The organism is Streptomyces sp. NPDC040405 (assembly GCF_055595765.1).
On the sequence record NZ_JBVIVI010000001.1, the window covers coordinates 1,523,827 to 1,548,025 of the forward strand.

Below are 24,199 nucleotides of genomic sequence, written 5' to 3' on the forward strand. Positions count from 1 at the left end.
AGCGCGGGCGGGGAGTTCTCTCTTCTTGCAAGCAGTCCCGTTTCCTCTCAGCCTTCCCCCCCCCCGGTCGCGGAGGGCGCCCGCCCTCATCGTCGCTCAGCCGGGTCCGGGGAGGGAACACGCGGCGGGGTCGCGCACCTCACACCGCGGGGGCCGTCAGCCGTCGGCCGGGGCCGGATGTCGTACGGACCTCTTCACCGCGGCCTCCAGCGCGGCCCGGCTGAGCCCCGCTTCCCGGGCGTGCTCGGTGACGGCGGCCTGCACGGTGACCGCGGCGTCGCGCCAGTGCTTCCACTGGGTGTCGCGGTCGGCGTCGACGAGGCCGGTCAGCTTGGTGTGCTCGGCGTCGGCGGCCTGCTGGAGGGAGATGAGTCTGTCGGGGATGTCCACGCGTTGGATCATAAGTCCGACGCTTCGGGCGTATGTGCGTACCTCTCACCCAGCGCGCCGCCCGCGTGACTCTTTCGGCGGGCGGCGCGCGAGGGGCGTGGGTGCGGGTTACGCGTCCTTCTCGGGGAAGTCCACCGCGATCTGCTCCAGCATCCGGGCGAGGGTCGCCTCGATACCGGCCTTGTCGATGCCGAGGCCGGCGAGCAGACCCGAGCCGTCCTCGTGTTCGAGGAGGGCGAGCAGGATGTGCTCGGTGCCGATGTAGTTGTGGCCCAGGCGCAGGGCCTCGCGGAAGGTGAGCTCCAGGACCTTCTTGCTGCCCGCGTCGAAGGGGACCAGCGCGGGCATGGGGTCGGTGGCGGGCGGGAGGGCGGCGGTGGCGGCCTGACGGACGGTGTCCAGGAGGACGTCCTGGGCGACGATCGCCTTGGCGGCCAGCCCCTCGGGCTCGACCAGGAGGCCGAGGACGAGGTGTTCGGTGCGGATCTCGGCGTTGGAGGCGGCGCGGGCCTCGTTCTGGGAGGAGACCACGACGTTCCGGGCGCGCGGCGTGTAACGGCTGAAGCCCTGGCTGGGGTCGAGGTCCGGGGCGGCGGAACCCTTGGGGACGAAGCGCTTCTGGGCCGCCTGCCGCGTCACCCCCATGCTCTTGCCGATGTCGGTCCAGGACGCGCCGGAGCGGCGGGCCTGGTCGACGAAGTGGCCGATGAGGTGGTCGGCCACGTCACCGAGGTGATCGGCGGCGATGACCGCGTCGGTGAGCTGTTCGAGGGCGTCGGTGTGGGTCTTCTTGATGGCCTTGATCAGGTCGTCGAGGCTTACGGAGTTCGTCATGCCAACAGGGTTCGAGTCCGAGTTCGTCATGTGTCAACTATGGGTTGACATCCCGGCGATGTCAACTCGCGGTTGACAATAGACAGTGTCTACCTATGGGTGGTAGACACTGTCTATGAGCGATGAGGACACGGGCCTACGGGCCCGACTGGTCGACGCGGGCGTCGAATTGGTGGAGCGCGAGGGCGCACCGGCCCTGTCGCTGCGCGAGATCGCACGGCAGGCCGGGGTCTCGCACGGGGCCCCGCGGCGCTACTTCCCGACGCATCTTTCGCTGCTGTCGGCCATCGCACGGCGCGGCTTCGAAGCGCTGGCCCGGGAGGCCGGGACGGCCGTCCGGGACGAGGACCAGGGGCCCCGGGAGCAGCTGATGACCCTGGGCCGGGTCTATCTGGAGTTCGCGCGGACCCACCGGGGCATGTTCGAGCTGATGTTCCGTCACGACCTGCTGGAGAGCAACCGGCTGGGGCTGCGGGAGACCAGCCTGCCGTTGTTCGAGGTGCTGGTGGGGCTGGTGGGCCGGGTACGTCCCGAGACGGAGGCGGCCGTCGTCGCGGGCGCCCTGTGGGCCAATCTGCACGGCCTCGCGCAGCTGCGGGAATGGGGCAGCCTCCAGCTCGCGACCGGCTCCGAGGACATCGAGCCGCTGCTGCGGGCGGCGATGGACGCCCACCTGGGGACGGCGTGAAGACGCGGCAACGGCAGCGGCTCGTCCTCGTCGGCAGCATCACCGGCGCCGTGATCGTCGCCCTCGACGGCACCGTGCTGACCGTCGTCCAGCCCGCCCTGCAGCGCGATCTGCACGCCTCGTTCGTGCAGGTCCAGTGGACCAGCACGGGCTATCTCATCGCCGTCGCCAGTCTGCTGGTGTTCGCCGGGCGGCTCGGCGACCGGTACGGCCATCAACGGGTGTTCGCGATCGGCACGCTCGGCTTCGCCGCCGCGTCGGCGGGGATCGGGGCGGCGCCCGGCATCGGCTGGGTGATCGGACTGCGGGTCGCGCAGGGCGTGTTCGGCGCGCTGCTCCAGCCCGCCACCCTCGGGATGCTGCGCGCCGCGTATCCGCGCGACGGGCTCGGGATGCCGATCGCGCTGCGCACCAGCGCCATCGGGCTGGCGGCCGCCGCCGGGCCGGTCGTGGGCGGGGCGCTCGCCGCGCAGTCCGGCTGGCGGTCGGTGTTCTTCCTGAGCGTGGTCCCGGCGGTCGCGGTCGGCGTGCTGGCGTTCGTCGTACGCCTCCCCGCGGACGGGCCGCGTCCCGGCGTGGCGCTCGACCTGCCGGGCGCCGGTCTGCTGGCGCTGGCCCTGGTGTGCCTGGTCCATACGCTCGCCGGGATACCGGAGACCGGCTGGACGGCGGCCACCGCGCTCGGGTTCCTCGCCGTGGCGGCGGCCGGGGGCGCGTTCGTCGCGCATGGGCGCCGTACGCCGAGCCCGCTGGTGCCGCCCGGCGTGCTGCGCTCGGCGACGGTCGCCTCGGCGCTCGGGGTGCTGGTGACGGCGTCGGCGGCGCTGTTCGGGGCGCTGTTCGTCGGCACGTACTTCCTTCAGGACGTCCTCGCCCTGGACCCGCTGGAGAGCGGGCTGCGGGTGCTGCCACTGGCCGCGACGATGGTGCTGGGCGCGCCGGTCTCGGCCGTCCTGCAGCACCGGTACGGGGCACGGCGTACGGCGGGCGCGGGGATGGTCCTCGTCGCGCTCGGCATCCTGTTCTTCTCCCGGCTCGACCGGGCGGCCACCGTGCCGGAGATCGGCGGCTGCTTCTTCGCGCTCGGGGCCGGTTTCAGCACCGTGATGGTCACCGCGACGGCCGCCATCGTGCATCACGCGTCCCTGGAGCACGCGGGGGTGGCGGGCGGCCTCCAGCAGACCGCCATGAACATCGGGCCGACGCTGGGGGTGGCCGCCGCGACGATGCTGCTGCGGCTGCCGGGCGGCGGAACCTTCGCCTCCGCGATGGGGCCCGCCCTGGCCGCCCTCGCGGCGGTCGCGGGGCTCGGCGCGCTGCTCGCCGTAGCCCTGCCCGGCCGCGGATCAGAGAACCGTTCGCAGCCGCTCAGGCGCGATGCGGGCGCTTCGGTGGGTGGCGGGGCCACCAGGGGGTCCAGGTGAACTTGTCGCCGCCGACCCAGCGGACCACGTCCGGGTCGTCCAGATCGATGTCGTCCAGGCCGAGCTGGCGGGCGATCTCGATGATGTCCAGGACCGAGTGCGCCTTGCCGACCAGCTCCCCCGCGACCTCCACCAGACGGTAGGGGGGAGCGCCCTGCTGGACGCCGAGCACCACCATCGTCGGCCGGGTGACGCGCGGGCTCTCGCTCTCGGTCATGGCTCCACGCTGCGGCCGGGAGGCCGCCGTCGCTACCCCGGATGCCCCAGACGGGCGAATCCGCGACGCCTCCGAGCGGCCGCGGAGAGGCGGGGCCCCCGACCCTGAGGGCCCCGCCGGTCCGGTGCGATGGGTTCCGCTACTCGAAGAGTTCCGCGTACGAACCCATCGCCAGCGCGATATCCGCCTGGGCCCAGAAGCGGTGGTACGTGAAGCTCGGCACCGCGCCGCCCTTCAGGTACGCCTCGACCTTGGACCAGGCCGGGTCGTTCTTGTAGAAGGAGCGGATCGACAGGAAGGTCGAACTGGAGTCGATCTTGTCTCCGTTGGGCATGGTGCCGGTCCAGCCGCTGGGGACGTAGACCGGGTCGTCGAAGCGGTTGTAGTCGGCGCGGGACTCGGGGACCGAGATGCCCAGCGCGTCCTGGTGGTGGTCCCACATGCCGTCGAGGAGCGCCTTGGCGGTGTTCTTGGCGGCGGTGTGGCCCGACTTGGCGGCGTAGTACGACAGCGTCTTGGCGTACGCGGCGGCCACGCCCACGTCGTTGGTGTAGTCGGCGACGGTGACGTGCAGGCCCGTGTTGGCGCCGGGGCTGGACGCGTTCCAGGTGTCGGGCTGGCCGGACCACTGGAGGGTGGACGGGAACTGGTAGGTGCCGTCCGGGTTGATGGTGGTCTTGGACAGCGCCCAGGTGACCCACTTGTCGAGCACGGCCTTGGCCGAGGCGTCACCGGTGCGGTTGTAGTACTCGGCGACGCGCTCCATGGACCACGCCTGGAAGCCGAACCACTGGTTGGACGGCGGGTCGTGGTAGACCGGCGCCTCGTCGTAGTACATGCCGTAGAAGGTGGACTTGCCCGCGGGCGGGGTGGCGTAGCGGCCCTGCCAGCTGTTGGTGGCGCCGCCCGCGATGGCGCCCTCGCTGGACTGCAGCCACCGGTAGAACTCCAGCTGCCGCTTGAGGCTGGTGGACCAGTCGCTCGCGCCGGTCGTGGACTTGGGCTTGAGGTCGGCGTAGGAGCTGAGCGCCCAGGCCGCCATGGGGTTCTGGTAGCCGCCGTGGGCGTGCGAGGAGCCGATGCGCCAGGCCCAGCCCGCGGAGGTGTCGGTGGCGCCGCCCCAGGCGTAGTACCAGGAGAGCAGATAGCTGGAGCTGTTCTTGCCGCTGCCCGCCGGGCAGGTGGTCTCCCCGGCGCAGTTGCCGACCTTCTTGAAGTACTTGTCGTACATCGCGTAGCGCAGATAGTCGCCCATCTTGGCGGCCTTGGCGATGTTCCCCGAGATCTGGCCGCCCTTGCCCTGCGCCTTGGCCCACTCCGAGGCCCAGTAGGCGGCCTGGACGACGCGGGCGTCGGCGTCGGGGGCGTTGGTGAACTTCCACTGCTTGGAGTAGGAGGCGTCACCGGTGAACAGGTCCAGATAGCCGTTCTTGCCGCCGTACTTGAAGCCGTCACAGGTCGGCTGGGTCACGGTCTCCCAGACGGACTCCTGCGGGCCGCGCTGGAAGGTGTTGACGTACGACGGGCCGGTGTCGGAGGGTCCCGCCTCGCACTTGCCGGGCGCGTTGCCGTAGCCGTACGTGTTGTCGACGTCCTGGATCCAGTGCATGCCGTAGACGTCGGAGGTGCCGTACGCGCTCTTCAGCTCGGCCGCGATGGGGTCCTGGCCGACGGGCACGTTGCCGTCGAGCTTCGACGGGTACTGGGAGGGCTGGTCCCACTCGGGCGCGTAGGTGGCGGGCTTGGAGGGGTCGTAGAAGCTGTTCGTGGGCTGGTCGGCATGGGTGGGGATCATGTACTTCTCCATGATGTCCCACGCCGAGTTGAACTTGGCCCAGTCGCCGGTGACCTTGCCGTACATCGCCTGCAGCCAGATCAGATAGCTGTACGCCTCGGAGGTCGTCTCATGGCCCTGGTCTGGCGCCTCGACGATCAGGGTCTCCACGGAGTGGTACGGGATGCCCTCGGGCGAGAAGTAGCCCGCCGAGGGGGCGGTGATCTTGTTGTACAGCTCCAGGAAGCGGGCGTCGTACGTCTTGGCGGCGGCCAGCTGGGTGACGGTGACCTCGGCCTTGGTGTGACCGGCGGCGGTCGCGGTGAAGGTCGCGCTGCCGGTGCCGGAGCTGGCGGCGGCAACCGTCACCTGCTGGGCGGTGTTCCAGTTGGTGGGGGTGAAGGTGAGGCTGGCGCCGGAGGAGACGCTCAGGCCCGTATTGCCGGAGGTGCGGGCGACCGCGACGGTCACGTTGGCGGACGGCTTGGTGGACAGCCGGAGGCCGAAGGTGCCGGTCTTGCCCTGCTCGACCCCGAGCTGGGCTGGGCTCGCGACCAGCGCCGGACCGGCCGCGACATGGATGCCGACGGGGGTGGACTCCGCGGCGGCGCCCTGGCTGTCGTACGCCTTGGCGTACAGGGAGAAGTCGCCCGCCGGGACGTCCGTGTAGTCGAAGCTGTACGGCGAGGTGGTGTCGGTGCCCAGCAGCTTGGTGTCGCTGTAGAACTCGACCTTGGCGACGGTCGCGCCGTCGGCGGCCGCGGCGGTGGCCGCCATCGGGACGGTGCCGCCCGTCGTGTACACGGCCCCGGGGGACGGGCTGGTGAGGACGGTGATGGGCGGCTGGTGGGCGCCGCGGCAGGTGACGCCGTTGACGGCGAAGGCGGTGGGCGCGGCGTTGGTGCCGCTGTAGCCGAACTGGGCGCCGGTGGTGACGTTGCCACCGGCCGCGATGTTCGCGTTGTGGGCGGCGTTCTTCACCGTGACGGTCTTGCCGGACTGCGACCAGGTGCCGTTCCAGCCGTTGCCGAGCTTCTGGTTGCCCGCGTAGTCGTAGGTCAGCGTCCAGCCGTTGATGGCCTCGGTGCCGGGGTTGGAGATCGTGAGATCGGCGGTGAAGCCGGAGCCCCAGTCGTTGGTCTTGTAGTCGACGTTGCACTGGACGGCGGCCGCCTCGGCGTGGGCGGGGGCGGCGCCACCGGCGGCGGTCATGGCCACGGGCAGCGAGAGGGCTGCGGCCAGCGCGGTCACCAGCCGTCTCATTCGCCGACGCGCTCCTGACAAGGGTGAGCCTCGCTGTACACGCATGGGAGTCCTCCACGCGGGTTCGGAAGTGAGGGGGGGAGTGCGAACCAGTGGGAGCGCTCCCAAGCGTCGGTTCCATCTGAGGAAGTGTCAAGTCTTTGAACAAGATGGGCCGGTCGAACGTCTTCGACCGATAAATCTGTGAACGCCTCTGTTGACATGTACGCCTCTGGCGCTACGGTCTGCTCAACCAGTGGGAGCGGTTCCAGCAGTCAGCGCCGCACGGGACGGCGCGAGGACCCGAGGAGTCGCTCCATGCGAGCACCACCGCGCCTTTACACCTTGGCGGCCGCCGTGTCGCTCACCGTCGCGGGCATGACGAGCACCGCTGCCGCGGTCTCCGCCGCGCCCGGCACCGCCGACGCTCCCCGGGCGGCCGCGGCCTGCACCGTCGCGTACACCACCACCAACCAGTGGGACACCGGCTTCCAGGGCAACGTCACGATCACCAACAACGGGGCCGCGCTCGACCACTGGACCCTCACCTTCGACTTCTCCGCCGGACAGAAGGTGAGCCAGGGGTGGAACGCCGCCTGGTCGCAGTCCGGGACGACGGTGACCGCGGTCAACGCCTCCTGGAACGGCAAGCTCGCGACGGGCGGCAGCGTCAGCGCCGGGTTCACCGCCTCCAAGTCCGGCTCCAACCCGGCGCCCTCGGCGTATCGGCTCAACGGCGTGGCGTGCGACGGCGGCTCCGGCCCGACGGATCCGACAGACCCGACAGATCCCACCGACCCGACCGATCCCCCGCCGGGCCAGGGCGGCACCCCGCCGAAGCTGCGCGTCTCGGGCAACGCGTTCGTGGACGCGAACGGGGCCACCCGGCGGCTGCTGGGCGTCAACCGCTCGGGCGGCGAGTTCATGTGCGTCCAAGGGCGGGGCATCTTCGACGGTCCGGTGGACGACGCATCCGTCAAGGCCATCGCCGGGTGGAAGGCGAACGCGGTCCGCGTGCCCCTCAACGAGGAGTGCTGGCTCGGTCTTTCACACATCGACTCCGCCTACCGCGGCGCCAACTACATCAACGCGGTCAAGGAGTTCGTCACCCGGCTGGAGGCCAACGGCCTCACCCCGATCCTCGAACTGCACTGGAGCCACGGCAAGTACACCGGCGGGGACAACCACTGCCCGGACACCGAGTACGCCACCTGCCAGAAGCCGATGCCGAACGCCCAGTACACCCCGGCGTTCTGGTCCTCGGTCGCCCAGACCTTCAAGGGCGACCAGGCCGTGGTCTTCGACCTGTTCAACGAGCCGTTCCCGGACCGCGCCACCACCGACCTCACGGCGGCGTGGAAGTGCTGGCGGGACGGCGGCAGCTGCCCCGGCATCGACTACCCGGTCGCCGGGATGCAGTCCCTGGTGACCGCGATACGGACCACCGGCGCGCAGAACGTGATCCTGCTCGGCGGCCTCGCCTACTCCAACGACATGCGCCAGTGGCTGACGTACAAGCCGAGCGATCCGGCGGGCAACCTCGCCGCCGCCTGGCACACGTACAACTTCAACACCTGCTCCAGCGAGAGCTGCTTCAACGAGCAGCTGGCCCCGGTGATCGCCCAAGTTCCCTTCGTGGCGGGCGAGATCGGCGAGAACACCTGCTCACACGGCTACATCGACCGCGTCATGGCCTGGCTGGACGCCAAGCGCGCCTCGTACCTCGGCTGGACCTGGAACACCTGGGACTGCTCCTCCGGCCCGTCCCTCATCAGCGATTTCAACGGCACCCCCACCGCTTTCGGCATCGGACTCCGCGATCACCTGAAAGGACTGTCATGAGCCGCATCACCTCACCTCCCCCACCCACCCCCCGCACCGGTCACCGCACCCGCACCCGCACGGCCGCGCTCGCGGGCGGCGCTCTGCTGGCCGCCACCGCCCTGACCGTCGGCTCGCTCGCGGGCACCGCCTCGGCCCAGGCCGACGGGGCCACCAAGGCCGCCGCCAAGGTCGACAACCCGTACGCGGGCGCCAAGGTGTACGTCAACCCGGACTGGTCCGCCAGGGCCGCCGCCGAACCCGGCGGCTCCAAGATCTCCAACCAGCCGACCGGTGTCTGGATGGACCGCATCGCCGCGATCAACGGCACCTCCGGCGCCCGCGGCCTGCGCGCCCACCTGGACACGGCGCTCACCCAGTCCGGCGGCAGCCCCACCGTCGTCCAGCTCGTCATCTACAACCTGCCGGGCCGCGACTGCGCGGCGCTCGCGTCCAACGGCGAGCTGGGCCCGACGGAGATCGACAAGTACAAGACGCAGTACATCAACCCGATCGCGTCGATCCTGGGCGAGTCGAAGTACGCCAACTCCAACCTGCGGATCGTCACCACCATCGAGATCGACTCGCTGCCGAACCTGGTCACCAACACCGGCGGCCGCCCTACCGCCACACCGCAGTGCGACACCATGAAGGCCAACGGCAACTATGTGAAGGGCGTCGGCTACGCGCTCAACAAGCTGGGCGCCATCGGCAACGTCTACAACTACGTGGACTCCGGCCACCACGGCTGGATCGGCTGGGACGACAACTTCAACGCCACCGCCCAGGTCCTCAAGCAGGCCGCGACCGCCGAGGGCAGCACGGTCGACAAGGTGGCGGGCATCATCGTCAACACCGCCAACTACAGCGCCCTGAAGGAAAACAACTTCACCATCAACGACAACGTCAACGGGACCTCCGTCCGCCAGTCCAAGTGGGTGGACTGGAACCGTTACGTCGACGAGCAGTCCTTCGCCCAGGCGTTCCGCCAGGAGCTGGTGAACGTCGGCTTCCCGTCCAACATCGGCGCGCTCATCGACACCTCCCGCAACGGCTGGGGCGGCTCCGCCCGCCCGTCCGGTCCGGGCGCCACGAGCACCGTCGACACGTACGTCAACGGCGGCCGCTACGACCGCCGCATCCACATCGGCAACTGGTGCAACCAGTCCGGAGCCGGGCTCGGTGAGCGGCCGAAGGCGGCGCCCGCCGCCGGGATCGACGCGTACGTGTGGATGAAGCCCCCGGGCGAGTCGGACGGCTCCAGCTCCCAGATCCCGAACGACGAGGGCAAGGGCTTCGACCGGATGTGCGACCCGACCTACACGGGCAACGCGCGCAACGGCAACAACATGTCCGGCGCGCTCGCGAACGCGCCCCTGTCGGGCCACTGGTTCTCGGCCCAGTTCCAGGAGCTGCTGAGGAACGCCTACCCGGCGCTGTAACAGGCCGTGCTGTAACAGTCCGCGCGTAACTGTCCGTCCCCCGGCGGGGCCGGTGGACCGCACCCAGCGGCCCACCGGCCCTTTCGCGTTCACGACCTCGCGTTCACGACGACGCGCGGCGCACCAGCTGGGTCGGCAGCACCACCTGCGGGCGCTTGGACGGGCGCTCCGAGGGGCCCTCGATCTCCTCCAGCAGCACCCGCACCATCGCCCGGCCCATCTCCTCGGTCGCCTGCCGGACGCTGGTGAGCGGCGGGTCCATGTGGCGGGCGACGGCGGAGTCCTCGAAGCCGACCAGCGCGACGTCCTCCGGGACCCGCCGCCCGGACTCGCGCAGCACCTGGCGGGCGCCCGCGGCCATCACGTCCGAGGCCGCGAAGACCGCGTCGAGACCGGGCCGCAGCTCCAGCAGCCGGCGCATCGCCCGGCGGCCGCCCTCCTCGGTGAAGTCGGCGGACGCCACCAGCTCCGGATCCGGCTCCCGGCCCGCCGCCCGGACCGCGGCGCGGTAGCCGTCCAGACGGCACTGGGCGACGTACATGTCCAGCGGTCCGGTGATGGTGGCGACGGTGCCGCGGCCGCGCCCGATGAGGTGCTCCACGGCGGACTGGGCGCCGCCGGTGTTGTCCGAGTCGACGTACGGCACCGACTCGTGCACCGAGCGGCGCCCGCTGAGCACCGCGGGCATCTCGATGCGCTCCAGCAGGTCCGGAAGCGGGTCGTCCGCGTGGACGGACACCAGCAGGACGCCGTCGACCCGGTGCGCGGAGAGGTAGTCGGCGAAGCGCTGCCGCTCCTTGGGCGTGCGGATGAGGGTCAGCAGCAGCTGCAGATCGGTGTCGGCCAGCTCGGCCCCGACGCCGCGGATGATGTCCGAGAAGTACGGCTCGGCGAACAGCCGGGTCTCGGGCTCGGGTATGACCAGTGCGACGGCGTCGGCCCGGTTGGCGGCCAGCGCGCGGGCCACCCGGTTGGGTACGTAGCCGAGTTCGGCGACGGCCTGCTCGACGGCCGTACGGGTGCGGTCGCTGACCCTCGGCGAGCCGTTGATCACCCGGGAGACGGTGCCGCGGCCGACACCGGCCCGGGCCGCGACCTCCTCGAGGGTGGGCCTACCGCGCCCCGCACCATGCCGCCGGGTTCCTGCCATCTCGCGCCTCCAGCCTCCGTACCCAGCAGATCCACCCCATCCGGGCGGCTGCGGTGGACATTCAACAGCAGTGTGGTTTCCGGAAGTTGTTCCGCTCTGTCCCTTGACACCCCGACGGGGAGCCGCAACCCTTCAACACATCAACCTGGGAGCGCTCCCACAGTACCTGAGTCATACACAACCCGCACGCTGCCCGCCCGTGCCGATGCATCTCAAAGTCCCATGGATTCCCCCTTTTTGGCCGGGAGCGGTACGTCAGGGCGCTAGGAGGACGGAATGCGCAGGATCACTGGTACGTACCGCAGCAGAGCGGTGGCCCTCGCGGCCATCGCCGCGTTAGGGGCCGGACTGCTCAGCGGCTGTGCCGACGACGGCAAGAGCGACACCAACAAGTCCGGCGGCGGCGGTGGAGGCGGTGGCGGCGGCGAGACAAAGATCATCATGGGTCTCTTCGGCACCATGGGCTTCAAGGAAGCCGGGCTCTACGACGAGTACATGAAGCTCCACCCGAACATCAAGATCGAACAGACGGTCATCGAGCGCAACGAGAACTACTACCCGCAGCTGCTCAACCACCTGAGCACGGGCAGCGGTCTCGCCGACGTCCAGGGCATCGAGGTCGCCAACATCGCCGAGGTCGTCCAGACCCAGGCAGACAAGTTCGTTGATCTTTCGAAGACAGAGGGCGTCAAGAAAGAGAACTGGCTCGACTGGAAATGGCCGCAAGGCGTCACGAAGGACGGCAAGGCGGTCGGCCTCGCCACCGACATCGGCCCGATGGCGATCTGCTACCGCAAGGACCTGTTCCAGAAGGCCGGGCTGCCCACCGACCGTGAGAAGGTCGCCCAGCTCTGGGCCGGGGACTGGAACAAGTACCTGGACGCGGGCAAGAAGTACATGAAGAAGGCCCCCAGCGGCACGGCCTTCGTCGACTCGGCGGGCGGCGTCTTCAACGCGGTGGTCGCGGGCAACGCGGAGCGCTACTACAACAAGAGCGGCAAGATCATCTACAAGGACAGCCCGGCCGTGAAGGACGCCTGGAAGATGGCGACCGAGGCGGCCACCGGAAAGATGACGGCCAAGCTCCAGCAGTTCCAGAAGACCTGGGACCAGGGCTACGCCAACGGGCAGTTCGCCACCGTCTCCTGCCCGCCGTGGATGCTCGGTTACATCCAGGAGAAGGCCGGGGCCAAGGCGAAGGACAAGTGGGACGTCGCCGCCGCGCCCAAGCCCGGCAACTGGGGCGGCACCTTCCTCGGCGTGCCGCAGGCGGGCAAGAACAAGGAAGAGGCGGCCAAGCTCGTCGCCTGGCTGACCGCACCCGAACAGCAGGCCAAGCTGTTCAAGGAGCGCGGCAGCTGGCCGAGCGCCCAGGCGTCGTACTCGCTGCCCGATGTGAAGGACGCCAAGCACCCCTACTTCGCGAACGCGCCCATCGGCTCCATCTTCGCCGAGGCCGCCAAGGGCATCCCGGTCCAGGTGCTGGGCCCGAAGGACCAGATCATCAACCAGAACCTCGTGGACATCGGCATCCTCCAGGTCGACCAGCAGGGCAAGTCCCCTGAGGAGGGCTGGAAGGCCGCGACCAAGACGATCGACAACGCGCTGGACCAGTGACCGGAATGCCCACCACCTCCGGTACTGCCGCGCCCCCCGCAGGGCAGGGGGGCGCGGCCCCGCGCCGCGCCGCCCCGGTGGCGCCCCTCGATCCCAAGGAGCAGCGGCGGCGCGCCTGGCGCTCCCGCCGCCACCACTGGGACGTGAAGTGGAGCCCGTACGCCTTCGTCGCCCCGTTCTTCGTCTTCTTCGCCGCCTTCGGGCTCTTCCCGCTGCTCTACACGGGCTGGTCCGCGCTGCACCGCGTGGAGCTGACCGACCCCACCCACATGGAGTGGGTCGGGATGCGGAACTTCTCCCGGCTGTGGGAGGACGAGTTCTTCTGGAACGCGCTCCAGAACACGTTCACCATCGGGCTGATCTCCACCGTGCCGCAGCTGCTGATGGCCCTCGGGCTGGCGCATCTGCTCAACTACAAGCTGCGCGGCTCGATGTTCTTCCGGGTCGCCGTCCTCACCCCGTACGCCACCTCGGTCGCCGCCGCGACGCTGGTGTTCGTACTGCTCTTCGGGCGTGACTACGGGATGATCAACTGGGCGCTGGGCTCCGTCGGCATCGACAAGATCGACTGGCAGAACGGCACCTGGACCTCGCAGTTCGCCGTCTCCACCATCGTCATCTGGCGCTGGACCGGCTACAACGCGCTGATCTACCTGGCCGCCATGCAGGCCGTGCCGCACGATCTGTACGAGTCGGCGTCGCTTGACGGGGCCTCGCGCTGGCAGCAGTTCGTCCATGTCACGATCCCCTCGCTGCGCCCCACCATCCTGTTCACCGTGGTGGTGTCCACGATCGGGGCGACCCAGCTCTTCGGCGAGCCGCTGCTGTTCAACGGCAGCGCGGGCGCGACCGGCGGGCCCAGCCACCAGTTCCAGACGCTCGGGCTGTACCTGTACGAACAGGGCTGGGTGAACCTGCACCTCGGCCGGGCCTCGGCCATCGCCTGGGCCATGTTCCTGATCCTGCTGCTGATCGCCGCGGCCAACTGGCTGGTGCAGCGACGGCTGCGGAAGAGCCAGTGAGGGAGACGAGGGACCACCATGACCGCCACCGTGTCTTCCCGACCGGCATCCGCACCACCCGAACCGCCCCCGGCCGGGCGGAAGGGCCGTAACCGCGCGGGCAAACAGCTGCACGGCGGGAAGATCACCTATGCCGTGCTGACCCTGTTCACCATCGGCTCGCTCTTCCCGCTGGTGTGGACCGCCATCGCCGCCTCCCGCACCAACACCCGGCTCGCCGAGACCCCGCCGCCGTTCTGGTTCGGCGGGAACCTGTTCCACAACCTCGACGTGGCGTGGAACGACGCCAACATGGGCGAGGCGCTGCTGAACACGGCCGTGGTGGCCGGGACCATCGCGACCGGAACCGTGCTGTTCTCGACCATCGCCGGGTTCGCCTTCGCCAAGCTGCGCTTCCGCTTCAAGAACCTGCTGCTGATGCTCACCATCGGGACGATGATGGTGCCGCCCCAGCTCAGCGTGGTGCCGCTGTACATGGTGGTCGCCAAGCTGGAGTGGACCGACCAGCTCCAGGCCGTCATCCTGCCGACTCTGGTGACCGCCTTCGGGGTGTTCTTCATGCGGCAGTACCTCAGCCAGGCGCTGCCGACGGAGCTGATCGAGGCGGCCCGGGTGGACGGCGCGAGCAGCCTGCGCATCATCTGGCACGTCGTCTTCCCGGCGGCCCGCCCGGCCATGGCCGTGCTGGGGATGCTCACCTTCGTCCAGGCGTGGAACGACTTCTTCTGGCCGATCATCGCGCTCACCCAGACCGGCAACCCCACCGTCCAGGTCGCGCTGAACGGACTGGGCCGCGGCTACGTCCCCGACCAGTCGGTGATCATGGCGGGGGCGCTGCTCGGCACCCTGCCGCTGCTGATCGCGTTCGTCCTCTTCGGCAAGCAGATCGTGGGAGGCATCATGCAGGGCGCGGTCAAGGGCTGAGCCGCCCGCCCGCACCGCCGTCGCCTCCCTCTCCCCCGTCCCTCCCCGCATCACGACCTCGAATGGGAGCGCTTCCATGACCCTTTCCTTCCCGCCCGGATTCCTGTGGGGGGCGGCCTCGGCCGCCTATCAGGTCGAGGGCGCCGCGCAGGAGGACGGCCGCACCCCGTCCATCTGGGACACCTTCAGCCACACCCCCGGCAAGGTGCTCGGCGGCGACACCGGCGATGTCGCGGTCGACCACTACCACCGCTTCCGCGAGGACGTCCGGCTCATGGCCGACCTCAACCTGGCGGCGTACCGCTTCTCGGTCTCCTGGTCACGCGTCCAGCCCACCGGCCGCGGGCCCGCCGTGCAGCGCGGGCTGGACTTCTACCGCGGCCTGGTGGACGAGCTGCTGTCCGCCGGGATCCAGCCGGTGCTGACCCTGTACCACTGGGACCTCCCCCAGGAACTCGAAACCCGGTTTCCTAGCGGCTCCGCCGCGGGCGGCGGCTGGCCGGAACGCGAGACGGCCGAGCGGTTCGCCGAGTACGCCGGGATCGTCGCGGAGGCACTGGGCGACCGCGTCGAGTACTGGACCACCCTCAACGAGCCGTGGTGCAGCGCCTTCCTCGGCTACGGCTCCGGCGTGCACGCCCCGGGCCGCACCGAGCGGCTCGCCCCGCTGCGCGCCGCCCACCACCTCAACCTGGCCCATGGCCTCGGCGCGCAGGCGCTGCGGGCCGCCCTCCCGGCCCGCGCCCAGATCGCCATCAGCCTCAACCCGGCGGTGGTCCGCCCGCTCACCCAGGACCCGGCCGACGTGGACGCCGCGCGCCGTATCGACGCGCTGGCCAACCGGGTGTTCAGCGGGCCGCTGCTGCGCGGCGCGTATCCGAGCGACCTCATCGAGGACACGGCGGCTATCACCGACTGGTCCTTCGTCCGCGATGGCGACCTGGCCGTCATCAAGCACCCCCTCGACGCGCTCGGCATCAACTACTACACGCCCTCATTGGTATCAGCCGCCACCGACAACGAGGGCCGGGCCGCCCGGCACGACGGCCACGGTGCCAGCTCCCACTCCCCCTGGCCGGGCTCCGAGCGGGTCGCGTTCCACCAGACACCGGGCGAGCGCACCGAGATGGGCTGGACCGTCGACCCGACCGGCCTGTACGACCTGCTGATGCGCTACACCCGGGAGGCGCCGGGCGTGCCGCTCTACATCACCGAGAACGGCGCCGCGTACGACGACAAGCCGGACGCGGACGGCCAGGTCCACGACCCGGAGCGGATCGACTATCTCCGTGCCCACCTGGCCACCGCCCACCGGGCCATCGCGGACGGCGCCGATCTGCGCGGCTACTTCCTGTGGTCGCTGATGGACAACTTCGAATGGGCGTACGGCTACAGCAAGCGCTTCGGCGCGGTCTACGTCGACTACCCCACCCAGGCCCGCGTCCCCAAGTCCAGCGCCCGCTGGTACGCGGATGTCGCCCGCACCGGAGAGCTGCCGGAGGCGTAATTCCGGACCGCGGGGAAAAGCCGCGGCTCCGCCCAGCCTGGGGGGTGGGCGGAGCCGCTCTTTCCTCCCCGTAGGCAACCGGCACTCCCCCGAATGGATTACGGCGTGGTCCACACGCCCGGCCGACGGGGCGGACAGCGGAAGGTGCTGGTAAATGCATGAGATATGAGCAAACCAAAGGGCGAGGCACTTGCCGGGTGGTTCGACGGGCGGGTCGGCCTCTTCAAGATGGCCAAGGCCAATCTGCGGAAGGTCTTCCCCGACCACTGGTCCTTCCTGATCGGTGAGATCGCCCTGTACACGTTCGTCATCATCATCCTGACGGGCGTCTATCTCACCTTGTTCTTCGAGCCCGCCATGAACGAGGTGGTCTATCGCGGCTCGTACGGACCGCTCAACGGCATCCGCATGTCCCAGGCGTTCGAGTCCACGATGGACATCAGCTTCGATGTGCGCGGCGGCCTGCTGGTGCGGCAGATCCACCACTGGGCGGCGGTCCTCTTCATCGCGAGCATGATCGCCCATATGATGCGCACGTTCTTCAACGGCGTCTTCCGCAAGCCGCGCGAAATCAACTGGCTCTCCGGCGCCGGACTGCTGATTCTCGGCATGTTCGACGGCTTCATGGGCTATTCGCTCCCCGACGACCTGCTTTCCGGCACCGGGCTGCGCTTCATGGAGGGCGCGATCCTGTCGGTCCCGATCGTCGGCACGTATCTCTCGTTCTTCTTCTTCGGCGGACAGTTCCCCGGAACGATCGTCATTCCGCGGCTCTTCACCCTCCACGTGCTGCTCATCCCCGGTATCATGCTCGGCCTGCTGGCCCTCCATATGATCCTGCTCGTCTATCACAAGCACACCCACAGCCCGGGGCCCGGCAAGAAGAACATGAATATCGTGGGTCCCCCGCTGTGGCCGGTCTATGTCGCCAAATCCGGCGGGTTCTTCTTCCTCGTCTTCGGCATCACCACCCTGATGGCGGGCATCGCCCAGATCAATCCGATCTGGGCGTACGGCCCCTACCGGCCCGACCAGGTCTCCACCGACGCCCAGCCCGACTGGTACATGGGCTACTCCGAGGGGCTGATCCGGCTGATGCCCGGCTGGGAGATCCATCTGTGGGGCCACACCCTGGTCCTCGGTGTCTTCATCCCCTTGGTGGTCTTCCCGATGGTGCTGCTCGCCATCTGGCTCTATCCGTTCCTCGAAGCGTGGATCACCGGCGACAAGCGCGAACACCATCTGAACCAGCGCCCGCGCAACGCCCCCACCCGCACCGCCTTCGGCGCCGCCTGGATCGGCCTCTACACGGTCCTGCTGATCGGCGGCGGCAACGACCTCTTCGCGACCCACTTCCATCTGTCGATCAACGCGATCACCTGGGCCGGGCGGATCGGCTTCTTCGTGGTGCCGCTCGTGGTCTTCGCCATCACCAGACGGGTCTGTCTCGGTCTCCAGCGGCGCGACCGGGACACGGTGCTGCACGGCCGCGAGTCCGGCATCCTCCAGCGGCTGCCGCACGGCGAGTACATCGAGGTGCACGAGCCGCTGTCACAGGGCGAGCGGTACACGCTGACGGCCTACGAGCAGTACGAGCCCCTGGAGCTGCCACCGACCGTGGACGGGGCCGGGGTCGAACGGAAGCTGTCCCGCTCGGTTCGGCTGCGGGCCCGGCTGTCCCGCTTCTACTTCGGCGACGGCGGCCAGATCGCCAAGCCGACGGCCGAGGAGTACCGGGAACACCAGGAGACCCCGCACCACTAGGGGGTGTCCGGAGCTGTGGGGCTTCCGGGGCTCAGCCCTGGAAGCCGCCCAGCGCCTTGGTGAACGCCAGCGCGCCCTGCTCGACCGAGCTGCAGATCGCCGACGCCGACTTCTGGGTGCCGCCCGCGCACTGCCTGTCGCGGGTCGCGGACCACATGGACAGCCTGCCCACCCCCTTGGCCTCGGCGAACCGCACCAGCTGTGCGGCGTCGTCGACCGTGAATATCTCGTTCTTGACGTCGTTGACGCCGATCATCGGGGTGACGGCGACGGTCTTCCACGCCGCCTCGTCGCTCAGCCCGAGGGCGCGCTTGAGCTGCTTCTGGGTCGCGGTGGCAGCGTCGATCGCGTACTGGCCCATGTCGCCGTCGTAGAAGGTGCCGTAGTCCATGGCCATGATGTTGACGGCGGAGACCTCCACCCCGTTCTCCCGGGCGTCGGCGACCAGCTCGGCGCCGTCCCTGGTGAGACCGGTGGGCATCACGGGCAGGGTGAAGGAGACGTCCAGACCGGGTTTCCGCTTCTGCAGCGCGGTGATGGCCTGTGCCCGGCGGGTGCTGGCCGCGGCGTTCTTCAGCGCCTTGCCCTCGATGTCGAAGTCGACCTTGGTCAGCTCGAACCGCTCCACGACCTCGCCGTACGCAGCGACCAGCTCGTCCACGGAGGAGCAGGCCAGGGCCAGTTCGTTCCCGGACTGGCCGCCGAAGGAGACCCGGATGTCGCCGCCCTGCGCGCGCAGCTCCGCCGTCTGCCGGGCCACCTTGTCGGCGCCGAGTCCGGTCCTGCCGCCCCACTTGGGGGTGCAGCCGCCGCCGGGCGAGACGAAGCCGAGGGTGAACTCCTTGACTCCGGTCTTCTTCGCGGTGCCGACCATGTCGTAGGGGACATGGAGCGAGGTGTCGATGTACGGGGCGAAGCGCGCGGACGTGGCCGTCCCCGCTCCGTTCCCCGGCTGCTGTCCCGGCTGCTGCCCCGGTGTCGTCTCCGGTGCCGTGCCCGGAGCGGTTCCCGGTCCCGTCCCGGGTCCCGTGCCCGCGCCCAGGTCCGGTGCCTCGCCCACCGCGTCCCCGCCGCCGGCCGCGCTGCTCAGCGCGAACGCCGCCCCTCCTGCCACGAGGACGGCGGCGGTCGCTCCGATCGCCATCGTGCTCCGGCCCATGCCGCTGCGGCGGCTCCTGCGGCTCATCATGTGCCTGCCCTGCGTACGGAGTCGGGGGTGGTCGTACGCGCGTCACGGTAGTGAGCGGAGCCCGGGGCCCACGAGCAGAACTGTGGAATGGCCACAGTTTTGCGGTTCCGCTTGATCGGCCGGTTGATCGCCTGGGCCGTGGTCAGTCGAAGACGGCCGCCGGGGGCGCCGGGGACCGCGTGGCGGTCGCGTCGGTGACCGGGGCCGCGCCGCCGGTGAAGTCCGCGAGCGCGCGGCCGTGCTCGACCCGGGCCGGGTGCGGGTCCCCGGCGGCGCGGCGGGTCAGCTCGGCCACCGGCAGCTCGTGGTCGGCGGCCAGCAGGACGGCGTTGCCGAAGCGGCGGCCGCGCAGCACGGCGGGGTCGGCCGTCAGGCACACCTGGCCGAACGCGGCACGGGCGGTGGCGATCTGGGCGCGCAGATGGGCCAGCGGCGGGCCGTCGGCGACGTTCGCGGCGTACAGCCCGCCGGGGCGCAGCACCCGGTGCACCTCGGCCAGGAACTCCACGCTGGTCAGGTGCGCGGGGGTGCGGGCCCCGCTGAAGACGTCCGCGATGACCAGATCGGCCCAGCCCTCGGGCACCTTGCCGAGCCCGGCCCGGGCGTCGGCGCCCCGCACCCGTATCCGGTCGCCGGGGTCGAGCGGCAGCTCGCGCCGTACGAACTGGACGAGCGCGGCGTCGATCTCGACGATCTGCTGGGTGGAGCGGGGCCGGGTCGCCGCGATGTAGCGGGCCAGCGTGAAGGCGCCGCCGCCCAGATGGACGGCGTGCAGCGGGCGCCCAGGCGGAGCGGCGAGATCGGCGGCGTGGCCGAGCCGCCGCTGATACTCGAAGCCGAGGTGGGCGGGGTCGTCCAGGTCCACGTGTGACTGCGGCTTGCCGTCCAGCAGCAGCGTCCAGCCGCGCGGGCGGTCGCGGTCCGGCACCAGCTCGGCGAGGCCCCCGTCGACGGGTGCGGTGATCGGCTCCGGGGTGCGCCCCCGGCCCGCCGCGCGCCCGCTCGCCGCCGCTCGCTTCTTCGTGCCTTTCGCCATGTGCCCCAGTATGAGCCGGGCCACCGACAGCCGGGTCACCGGCGGTCCGGCCACCGGTTCCGCGGGCCCCGCGGGGCTACTGGCAGCGGTCGACGGCCTCGATCGTGCGGGCCGCCTCACCGAGCGCGGCCCGCAGATCCACCGGGTCGGTGGCGCCGGTGTACGCGGCGTCCGGCGGCACCAGCCAATGGGTGGCGCCCTGCCCCGTGGCGCCGCCGTCGCTTATGCGCATGCCGCGCCCGGCCGTCTCGGTGCAGGCGCTGCCCGGCATGTCCCAGCCGTCCGCGGTGCCGGGAGGCACCAGGAAGCCGAGGGTGTCGCAGGCGTTGTCGTGCATCACGGGGCCGAGGCCGTCGCAGCCGCGGCGCAGGATGTCCACCGCCTCCAGCCCCTGACGGGCGGGCACGGTGACCAGATCGCAGTCCTGGCGCGGGTGATGTTGGGCAGTCGTCCGCGAGCGGCTGATGTCCACTCCGGCCTCCCTCTTCATCGGGTTGCACAGGGTTCAACGCTCGGCAGTGTCAACGGCTACGGCCGAATGCCGCCGTAAAGGATGGCAGTTCATGGCAGATCGCAGGCGACTTGTCTTTATTGCCTGAAATGCCCCAATGTCAGGAACGTCTTAACCGGTACGGTTCTCCCCCGCCGACTCGGCAGCACCGTAGGGGAGGGTCACCATGAGGCCGCTTCCGGAATCCTCGTCATCCTCGTCACCCCGGCCGAACAGCGCGTTCCGGCTGTTGCGCGGGCCGCTCTCACCGGCCGAGTTCGCGGCGTCCGTACGGCGGGCGGCCCGCGAGATCGGCGAACAGGTCTCCTGCGACGCGCGCTACATCGGCCGCGTCGAGTCGGGCGCGATCCGCTGCCCCAACTACGCCTACGAGCGCGTCTTCCGCCATATGTTCCCCGGCCGTGCCCTCACCGACCTGGGGTTCACCCCCCGCGAGGCGGTCCGGGGCCGCCCGGTCGGGCCCGCCGCCGTACCGGCGCCCCGGCCGGAGCCGGTGTCGCGTCCGCAGCCGTCACGTCCGCAGCCCGTGCGGCGTCCCGAGCCGGTGTCACGTCCCGGCCCGGTGCCACATCCCGGGCCGGTGCCGCGTCCGCAGCCGGAGTCGCCCGCCCCGGCCGACATCGACGTCTTCGAGGAGAGCGAACTGCTACGGCGCGCGTTCATGGCCGGCGGGGCGGTGGCCGCCGCCGAGGCCGTCCGGACCTCCCGGCGGGCCGGACAGGCCGAGGCGGCCGCCGTGGAGGAGGCGGTGCGCCGGATCCGGCTGCTGGACGACCGGCACGGCGCGGACAGCCTCTACGTCCACACCGCGCGCCCGCTGAGCGCCGCGTACGCGCTGCTCGACGCGGGCGGCTACAACCGGTCCGTCGCGGAGCGGCTGTACGCGGGCGCGGGCGAACTGGCCATCTCGGTGGGCTGGCTCGCCCATGACTCCGGGCGGCTCACCGACGCCCGCTCGCACTACGCGGAGGCGCTGGCCACCGCACGCGTGATGGGTGATCCCGCCCTGGAGGCCCACGCGTTCTGCAACACCGCCTTCCTGGCCCGCGACGCGGGCCGCCCGCGCGAGGCCGTACGCGCCGCCCAGGCCGCGCAGCGGGCCGCCCGGCGGCTGGCCTCGCCCCGGCTGCTGTCGCTCATCGCGCTGCGCGAGGCGGGCGGCCGGGCCTGGCTGGCGGACCGCGGCGGCTGCGAACGGGCCCTGCTGCGCGCCCAAGCGCTCTTCGGCCGCGGTCCCTGTGGCGACGACCCGGAGTGGATGACCTTCTTCGGCGAGGCCGAGCTGGAGGGGCTGGAGGCGCAGTGCTGGTCGGCCCTGGGCGACTGGGGGCGCGCGGCGGAGCACGCGCGCCGCGCGGTCTCCCTCCAGAAGCCCCACTTCACCCGCAACATCGCCCTGTTCACCACGGAGCTGGCGAGCGACCTGGTCGCGGACGGCGAGCCGGAGGCGGCCGCCGCGGCGGCGGGCCGCGCCCTGGGCCTGCTGAACCAGGTCACGTCCTCCCGGATCCGCCGCATGCTGGAGGACACCGCCCGGCTGCTGCGCCCGCACGGCCGCAACGCGGCGGTCGCGGACTTCCTCGCCCGCTATCAGCAGGTCGCCCGCGAAAGCCCGGCCTGACGGCGGGGCCGGTGCGGTGGCGGGAGGTCAGGCCAGGTGCCCGGTGTCGTTCCAGCGCTCGATGGCCGGTTCGCCGTACGCCCAGCCGAGAATCGACAGGGACGTGGGGTCGAGGCGTATGCGGGCCGCGAAGGAGGCGTCGTAGCCGAGCCAGCGCGCCCCCAGGGTGCGCAGGATGTGGCCGTGCGCGAAGACCAGCACATCGCGGTCGGCGGAGCGCGCCCACTCCACCACCGCGTCCGCCCGGGCCGTGATCGCGGCCAGCGACTCGCCCTCGGGAACGCCGTCGCGCCAGATGAGCCAGCCGGGGCGGACCGCCTTGATGTCGCCCGGGGTCATCCCCTCGTACGCGCCGTAGTCCCACTCCAGCAGGGCGTCCCACGCACGCGCGCGGTCGCCGAAGCCCGCCAGTTCGCAGGTCTCCTTGGCGCGTACGAGCGGGCTGGTGCGCACCTCGACATCCGGCAGGCCCGCCCACGGGGCCTGCCGCAGCCGCTCGCCGAGCAGTTTGGCGCCGCGCCGCCCCTCGTCCAGCAGCGGAATGTCCGTACGGCCGGTGTGCTTGCCGGAGAGCGACCACTGCGTCTGTCCGTGCCGGGCCAGGAGGATGCGTGGTGCCATGGGGGTCGCCTTTCACCGGATACGTGCCTGTCGCGCGCCCCGTGCGCCGTGACACGCGGCCGCCCGCGGATATCTGCGCTCTACGCGCTCCGGGAACGAGACTCTGTCCGTCCGCCGTCCATCCATCATCGCGTACGTGATCGAGAGGCAACCTTGGGGGGACTCCCGGCGTCTTCCCCCTCGCGCGGTCGTAGGCCGTGGGACCCCGGGGGCGGTGCGGGGACCGCCTCGACTACACCGTACGGTTGACCGCGCGCCATGTTGTGGCCGCCTGACTTTTAACTGGGAGAGCGTCCGGATGCCCCAAACCGCGCCCCGTGCCGGAGTGACACTGGGCAATCGGCCCCGTTGGTGGACCGAGCTGCCGCTGATCGCGGTGGTGTACCTCGCGTATGCGGGCGGTCGGCTTCTGGGCCAAGGCGATGTGTCCACGGCCGTCAACCACGGCCTGGGAATCCTCCGTTTCGAACGACGGCTCAACATCGATTTCGAGTCACCGCTCAACGACCTGTTCACCAGCCACGCCTGGATAGGCATACCGGCTGACTTCGTGTACGCGTCACTGCACTACGCGGCCACCCCGGCGGTCCTGGTGTGGCTGTGGAAGCGCGGCCGGTCCGCGGACTACCGCTTCGCCCGCACCTGGCTGCTGATCACCACGATGATCGGCCTGATCGGGTTCGTCGTGGTGCCGACCTGCCCGCCGCGGCTGCTGGAGGAGGGCCAGGGCTTCGTCGACACGATGGCCCAGTACAGCGCGTACGGCTGGTGGGGCGGCGACGCGAGCGCACCGCGCGGCATGGGCGGACTCACCAACCAGTACGCGGCGATGCCGAGCCTCCATGTGGGCTGGGCGCTGTGGTGCGGAATAGCGCTGTGGTGGCAGGGGCGCTCGGTGTGGTCGAAGATCGTCGCCGTGGTCTATCCGCTGGTCATCGCCCTTGTGGTGATGGGCACCGCGAACCACTACTTCCTCGACGCGGCAGCCGGTGCTGCCGCCGTCGGCGCCGGAGCGCTGCTGACCCGGCCCGCGCTGCGGCTCGCGAGCGCCGTCCGCGAGCGCTTCCGCCCGGCCCAGGTCGCCACCGCGACCCGTACGGCCGGCGCTTCCGCCGAGGCGGGCGCCGCCGGAATCACCGCCGGGACCCCCGCTGGAAACGCGGGCGCGGCCGCGAATGTCAGTGACAAGTGCGAGACTTCGGCCCGTGAACGGGAACGGATCCCCCGACAGCAGAGCAGGGGCGCGGACAGGCAACGTACGGCTGGCGGCGACAGCGTCGGACGGGAAGCCGGTGCCGGTGCCGCCGCCGGCCGCGCCCGGGGAACCGGCGCGGGAGGCGGCAGCTCCGCGGCAGCGGGCGACGGTTCTCCGGCACCAGCTCGCTGAGCTGCGCGGCAAGTCCAC

At 70.7% G+C, this 24,199-nt stretch carries 20 protein-coding genes; 11 read left to right on the top strand and 9 right to left on the bottom strand.

Annotated elements, in window-relative coordinates; translation table 11 throughout:
- Positions 1-156 precede the first annotated feature (156 nt).
- Complete coding sequence (locus ACZ59A_RS06085; protein WP_470954067.1) at positions 157-390, bottom strand: hypothetical protein; 234 nt, start codon at positions 388-390, stop codon at positions 157-159.
- Between the two features lie 108 nt (positions 391-498).
- Entirely contained in the window at positions 499-1,224 is a 726-nt protein-coding gene (locus ACZ59A_RS06090; RefSeq protein ID WP_470954070.1) for a Clp protease N-terminal domain-containing protein, read from the bottom strand.
- Positions 1,225-1,339: 115 nt separating this feature from the next.
- Between ACZ59A_RS06090 and ACZ59A_RS06095 the strand changes: the two genes are divergently transcribed.
- Together ACZ59A_RS06095 and ACZ59A_RS06100 are read left to right on the top strand one after the other, a co-directional pair.
- Positions 1,340-1,912, top strand: a complete 573-nt coding sequence (locus tag ACZ59A_RS06095) for a TetR/AcrR family transcriptional regulator (RefSeq protein ID WP_470954072.1) — start codon at positions 1,340-1,342, stop codon at positions 1,910-1,912.
- Positions 1,909-3,336 (top strand): MFS transporter, encoded by a 1,428-nt coding sequence (locus ACZ59A_RS06100; protein ID WP_470954075.1) that lies wholly within the window; start codon positions 1,909-1,911, stop codon positions 3,334-3,336. Before ACZ59A_RS06095 ends, ACZ59A_RS06100 begins: the two co-directional genes overlap by 4 nt.
- On the opposite strand, the gene ACZ59A_RS06105 is transcribed toward ACZ59A_RS06100, so the two are convergent.
- Positions 3,281-3,553, bottom strand: a complete 273-nt coding sequence (locus tag ACZ59A_RS06105; RefSeq protein ID WP_470954078.1) for a hypothetical protein — start codon at positions 3,551-3,553, stop codon at positions 3,281-3,283. The genes ACZ59A_RS06100 and ACZ59A_RS06105 overlap by 56 nt on opposite strands.
- A 139-nt stretch (positions 3,554-3,692) precedes the next feature.
- Positions 3,693-6,590: a glycoside hydrolase family 48 protein gene (locus ACZ59A_RS06110; RefSeq protein WP_470954081.1), complete on the bottom strand. Its 2,898-nt coding sequence runs from the start codon at positions 6,588-6,590 to the stop codon at positions 3,693-3,695.
- A gap of 297 nt (positions 6,591-6,887) precedes the next feature.
- On the opposite strand from ACZ59A_RS06110, the gene ACZ59A_RS06115 reads away from it, so the two are divergent.
- Positions 6,888-8,411 (top strand): cellulose binding domain-containing protein, encoded by a 1,524-nt coding sequence (locus ACZ59A_RS06115; protein WP_470954083.1) that lies wholly within the window; start codon positions 6,888-6,890, stop codon positions 8,409-8,411.
- Complete coding sequence (locus tag ACZ59A_RS06120; protein ID WP_470954085.1) at positions 8,408-9,832, top strand: glycoside hydrolase family 6 protein; 1,425 nt, start codon at positions 8,408-8,410, stop codon at positions 9,830-9,832. Before ACZ59A_RS06115 ends, ACZ59A_RS06120 begins: the two co-directional genes overlap by 4 nt.
- Positions 9,833-9,935: 103 nt before the next feature.
- On the opposite strand, the gene ACZ59A_RS06125 is transcribed toward ACZ59A_RS06120, so the two are convergent.
- A complete protein-coding gene (locus tag ACZ59A_RS06125; protein WP_470954088.1) occupies positions 9,936-10,982 on the bottom strand; it encodes a LacI family DNA-binding transcriptional regulator in 1,047 nt (348 codons plus the stop codon).
- A gap of 276 nt (positions 10,983-11,258) precedes the next feature.
- On the opposite strand from ACZ59A_RS06125, the gene ACZ59A_RS06130 reads away from it, so the two are divergent.
- The 5 genes from ACZ59A_RS06130 to qcrB all read left to right on the top strand — a co-directional run bounded on the left by ACZ59A_RS06130 (position 11,259) and on the right by qcrB (position 17,816).
- Entirely contained in the window at positions 11,259-12,599 is a 1,341-nt protein-coding gene (locus ACZ59A_RS06130; RefSeq protein WP_470954091.1) for an ABC transporter substrate-binding protein, read from the top strand.
- Between the two features lie 5 nt (positions 12,600-12,604).
- The gene (locus ACZ59A_RS06135) at positions 12,605-13,621 is read left to right on the top strand and encodes a carbohydrate ABC transporter permease (RefSeq protein WP_470954093.1); all 1,017 of its coding nucleotides are present in this window, start codon (positions 12,605-12,607) and stop codon (positions 13,619-13,621) included.
- An 18-nt stretch (positions 13,622-13,639) separates the two neighbouring features.
- Positions 13,640-14,545, top strand: a complete 906-nt coding sequence (locus ACZ59A_RS06140; RefSeq protein WP_470954095.1) for a carbohydrate ABC transporter permease — start codon at positions 13,640-13,642, stop codon at positions 14,543-14,545.
- A 76-nt stretch (positions 14,546-14,621) separates the two neighbouring features.
- Positions 14,622-16,052 carry a GH1 family beta-glucosidase gene (locus ACZ59A_RS06145; RefSeq protein ID WP_470954098.1) on the top strand — a complete coding sequence of 477 codons (1,431 nt, stop codon included), beginning with the start codon at positions 14,622-14,624 and terminating at the stop codon, positions 16,050-16,052.
- Positions 16,053-16,217: 165 nt separating this feature from the next.
- The gene (qcrB, locus tag ACZ59A_RS06150; RefSeq protein WP_470954100.1) at positions 16,218-17,816 is read left to right on the top strand and encodes a cytochrome bc1 complex cytochrome b subunit; all 1,599 of its coding nucleotides are present in this window, start codon (positions 16,218-16,220) and stop codon (positions 17,814-17,816) included.
- Between the two features lie 31 nt (positions 17,817-17,847).
- On the opposite strand, the gene ACZ59A_RS06155 is transcribed toward qcrB, so the two are convergent.
- The 3 genes from ACZ59A_RS06155 to ACZ59A_RS06165 form a co-directional block, all read right to left on the bottom strand.
- Complete coding sequence (locus ACZ59A_RS06155; RefSeq protein ID WP_470954663.1) at positions 17,848-19,002, bottom strand: chitinase; 1,155 nt, start codon at positions 19,000-19,002, stop codon at positions 17,848-17,850.
- A gap of 145 nt (positions 19,003-19,147) precedes the next feature.
- Positions 19,148-20,041 (bottom strand): spermidine synthase, encoded by an 894-nt coding sequence (locus tag ACZ59A_RS06160; RefSeq protein ID WP_470954102.1) that lies wholly within the window; start codon positions 20,039-20,041, stop codon positions 19,148-19,150.
- Between the two features lie 76 nt (positions 20,042-20,117).
- Positions 20,118-20,531 (bottom strand): hypothetical protein, encoded by a 414-nt coding sequence (locus ACZ59A_RS06165; RefSeq protein WP_470954105.1) that lies wholly within the window; start codon positions 20,529-20,531, stop codon positions 20,118-20,120.
- Positions 20,532-20,718: 187 nt separating this feature from the next.
- On the opposite strand from ACZ59A_RS06165, the gene ACZ59A_RS06170 reads away from it, so the two are divergent.
- Positions 20,719-22,173 (top strand): tetratricopeptide repeat protein, encoded by a 1,455-nt coding sequence (locus ACZ59A_RS06170; protein WP_470954108.1) that lies wholly within the window; start codon positions 20,719-20,721, stop codon positions 22,171-22,173.
- Positions 22,174-22,200: 27 nt separating this feature from the next.
- On the opposite strand, the gene ACZ59A_RS06175 is transcribed toward ACZ59A_RS06170, so the two are convergent.
- Positions 22,201-22,794: a histidine phosphatase family protein gene (locus ACZ59A_RS06175; protein ID WP_470954110.1), complete on the bottom strand. Its 594-nt coding sequence runs from the start codon at positions 22,792-22,794 to the stop codon at positions 22,201-22,203.
- A gap of 298 nt (positions 22,795-23,092) precedes the next feature.
- Between ACZ59A_RS06175 and ACZ59A_RS06180 the strand changes: the two genes are divergently transcribed.
- The gene (locus tag ACZ59A_RS06180) at positions 23,093-24,181 is read left to right on the top strand and encodes a phosphatase PAP2 family protein (protein WP_470954111.1); all 1,089 of its coding nucleotides are present in this window, start codon (positions 23,093-23,095) and stop codon (positions 24,179-24,181) included.
- Positions 24,182-24,199 lie beyond the last annotated feature (18 nt).

What these genes read in the sequence shown, in the direction of transcription:
- ACZ59A_RS06090 (WP_470954070.1), bottom strand. Translation starts at nt 1,224, where the DNA reads ATGACGAACTCCGTAAGCCTCGACGACCTGATCAAGGCCATCAAGAAG.
- ACZ59A_RS06095 (WP_470954072.1), top strand. Translation starts at nt 1,340, where the DNA reads ATGAGCGATGAGGACACGGGCCTACGGGCCCGACTGGTCGACGCGGGC.
- ACZ59A_RS06105 (WP_470954078.1), bottom strand. Translation starts at nt 3,553, where the DNA reads ATGACCGAGAGCGAGAGCCCGCGCGTCACCCGGCCGACGATGGTGGTG.
- ACZ59A_RS06110 (WP_470954081.1), bottom strand. Translation starts at nt 6,590, where the DNA reads ATGAGACGGCTGGTGACCGCGCTGGCCGCAGCCCTCTCGCTGCCCGTG.
- ACZ59A_RS06115 (WP_470954083.1), top strand. Translation starts at nt 6,888, where the DNA reads ATGCGAGCACCACCGCGCCTTTACACCTTGGCGGCCGCCGTGTCGCTC.
- ACZ59A_RS06120 (WP_470954085.1), top strand. Translation starts at nt 8,408, where the DNA reads ATGAGCCGCATCACCTCACCTCCCCCACCCACCCCCCGCACCGGTCAC.
- ACZ59A_RS06125 (WP_470954088.1), bottom strand. Translation starts at nt 10,982, where the DNA reads ATGGCAGGAACCCGGCGGCATGGTGCGGGGCGCGGTAGGCCCACCCTC.
- ACZ59A_RS06130 (WP_470954091.1), top strand. Translation starts at nt 11,259, where the DNA reads ATGCGCAGGATCACTGGTACGTACCGCAGCAGAGCGGTGGCCCTCGCG.
- ACZ59A_RS06135 (WP_470954093.1), top strand. Translation starts at nt 12,605, where the DNA reads ATGCCCACCACCTCCGGTACTGCCGCGCCCCCCGCAGGGCAGGGGGGC.
- ACZ59A_RS06140 (WP_470954095.1), top strand. Translation starts at nt 13,640, where the DNA reads ATGACCGCCACCGTGTCTTCCCGACCGGCATCCGCACCACCCGAACCG.
- ACZ59A_RS06145 (WP_470954098.1), top strand. Translation starts at nt 14,622, where the DNA reads ATGACCCTTTCCTTCCCGCCCGGATTCCTGTGGGGGGCGGCCTCGGCC.
- qcrB (WP_470954100.1), top strand. Translation starts at nt 16,218, where the DNA reads ATGAGCAAACCAAAGGGCGAGGCACTTGCCGGGTGGTTCGACGGGCGG.
- ACZ59A_RS06155 (WP_470954663.1), bottom strand. Translation starts at nt 19,002, where the DNA reads ATGAGCCGCAGGAGCCGCCGCAGCGGCATGGGCCGGAGCACGATGGCG.
- ACZ59A_RS06160 (WP_470954102.1), bottom strand. Translation starts at nt 20,041, where the DNA reads ATGGCGAAAGGCACGAAGAAGCGAGCGGCGGCGAGCGGGCGCGCGGCG.
- ACZ59A_RS06165 (WP_470954105.1), bottom strand. Translation starts at nt 20,531, where the DNA reads ATGAAGAGGGAGGCCGGAGTGGACATCAGCCGCTCGCGGACGACTGCC.
- ACZ59A_RS06170 (WP_470954108.1), top strand. Translation starts at nt 20,719, where the DNA reads ATGAGGCCGCTTCCGGAATCCTCGTCATCCTCGTCACCCCGGCCGAAC.
- ACZ59A_RS06175 (WP_470954110.1), bottom strand. Translation starts at nt 22,794, where the DNA reads ATGGCACCACGCATCCTCCTGGCCCGGCACGGACAGACGCAGTGGTCG.
- ACZ59A_RS06180 (WP_470954111.1), top strand. Translation starts at nt 23,093, where the DNA reads ATGCCCCAAACCGCGCCCCGTGCCGGAGTGACACTGGGCAATCGGCCC.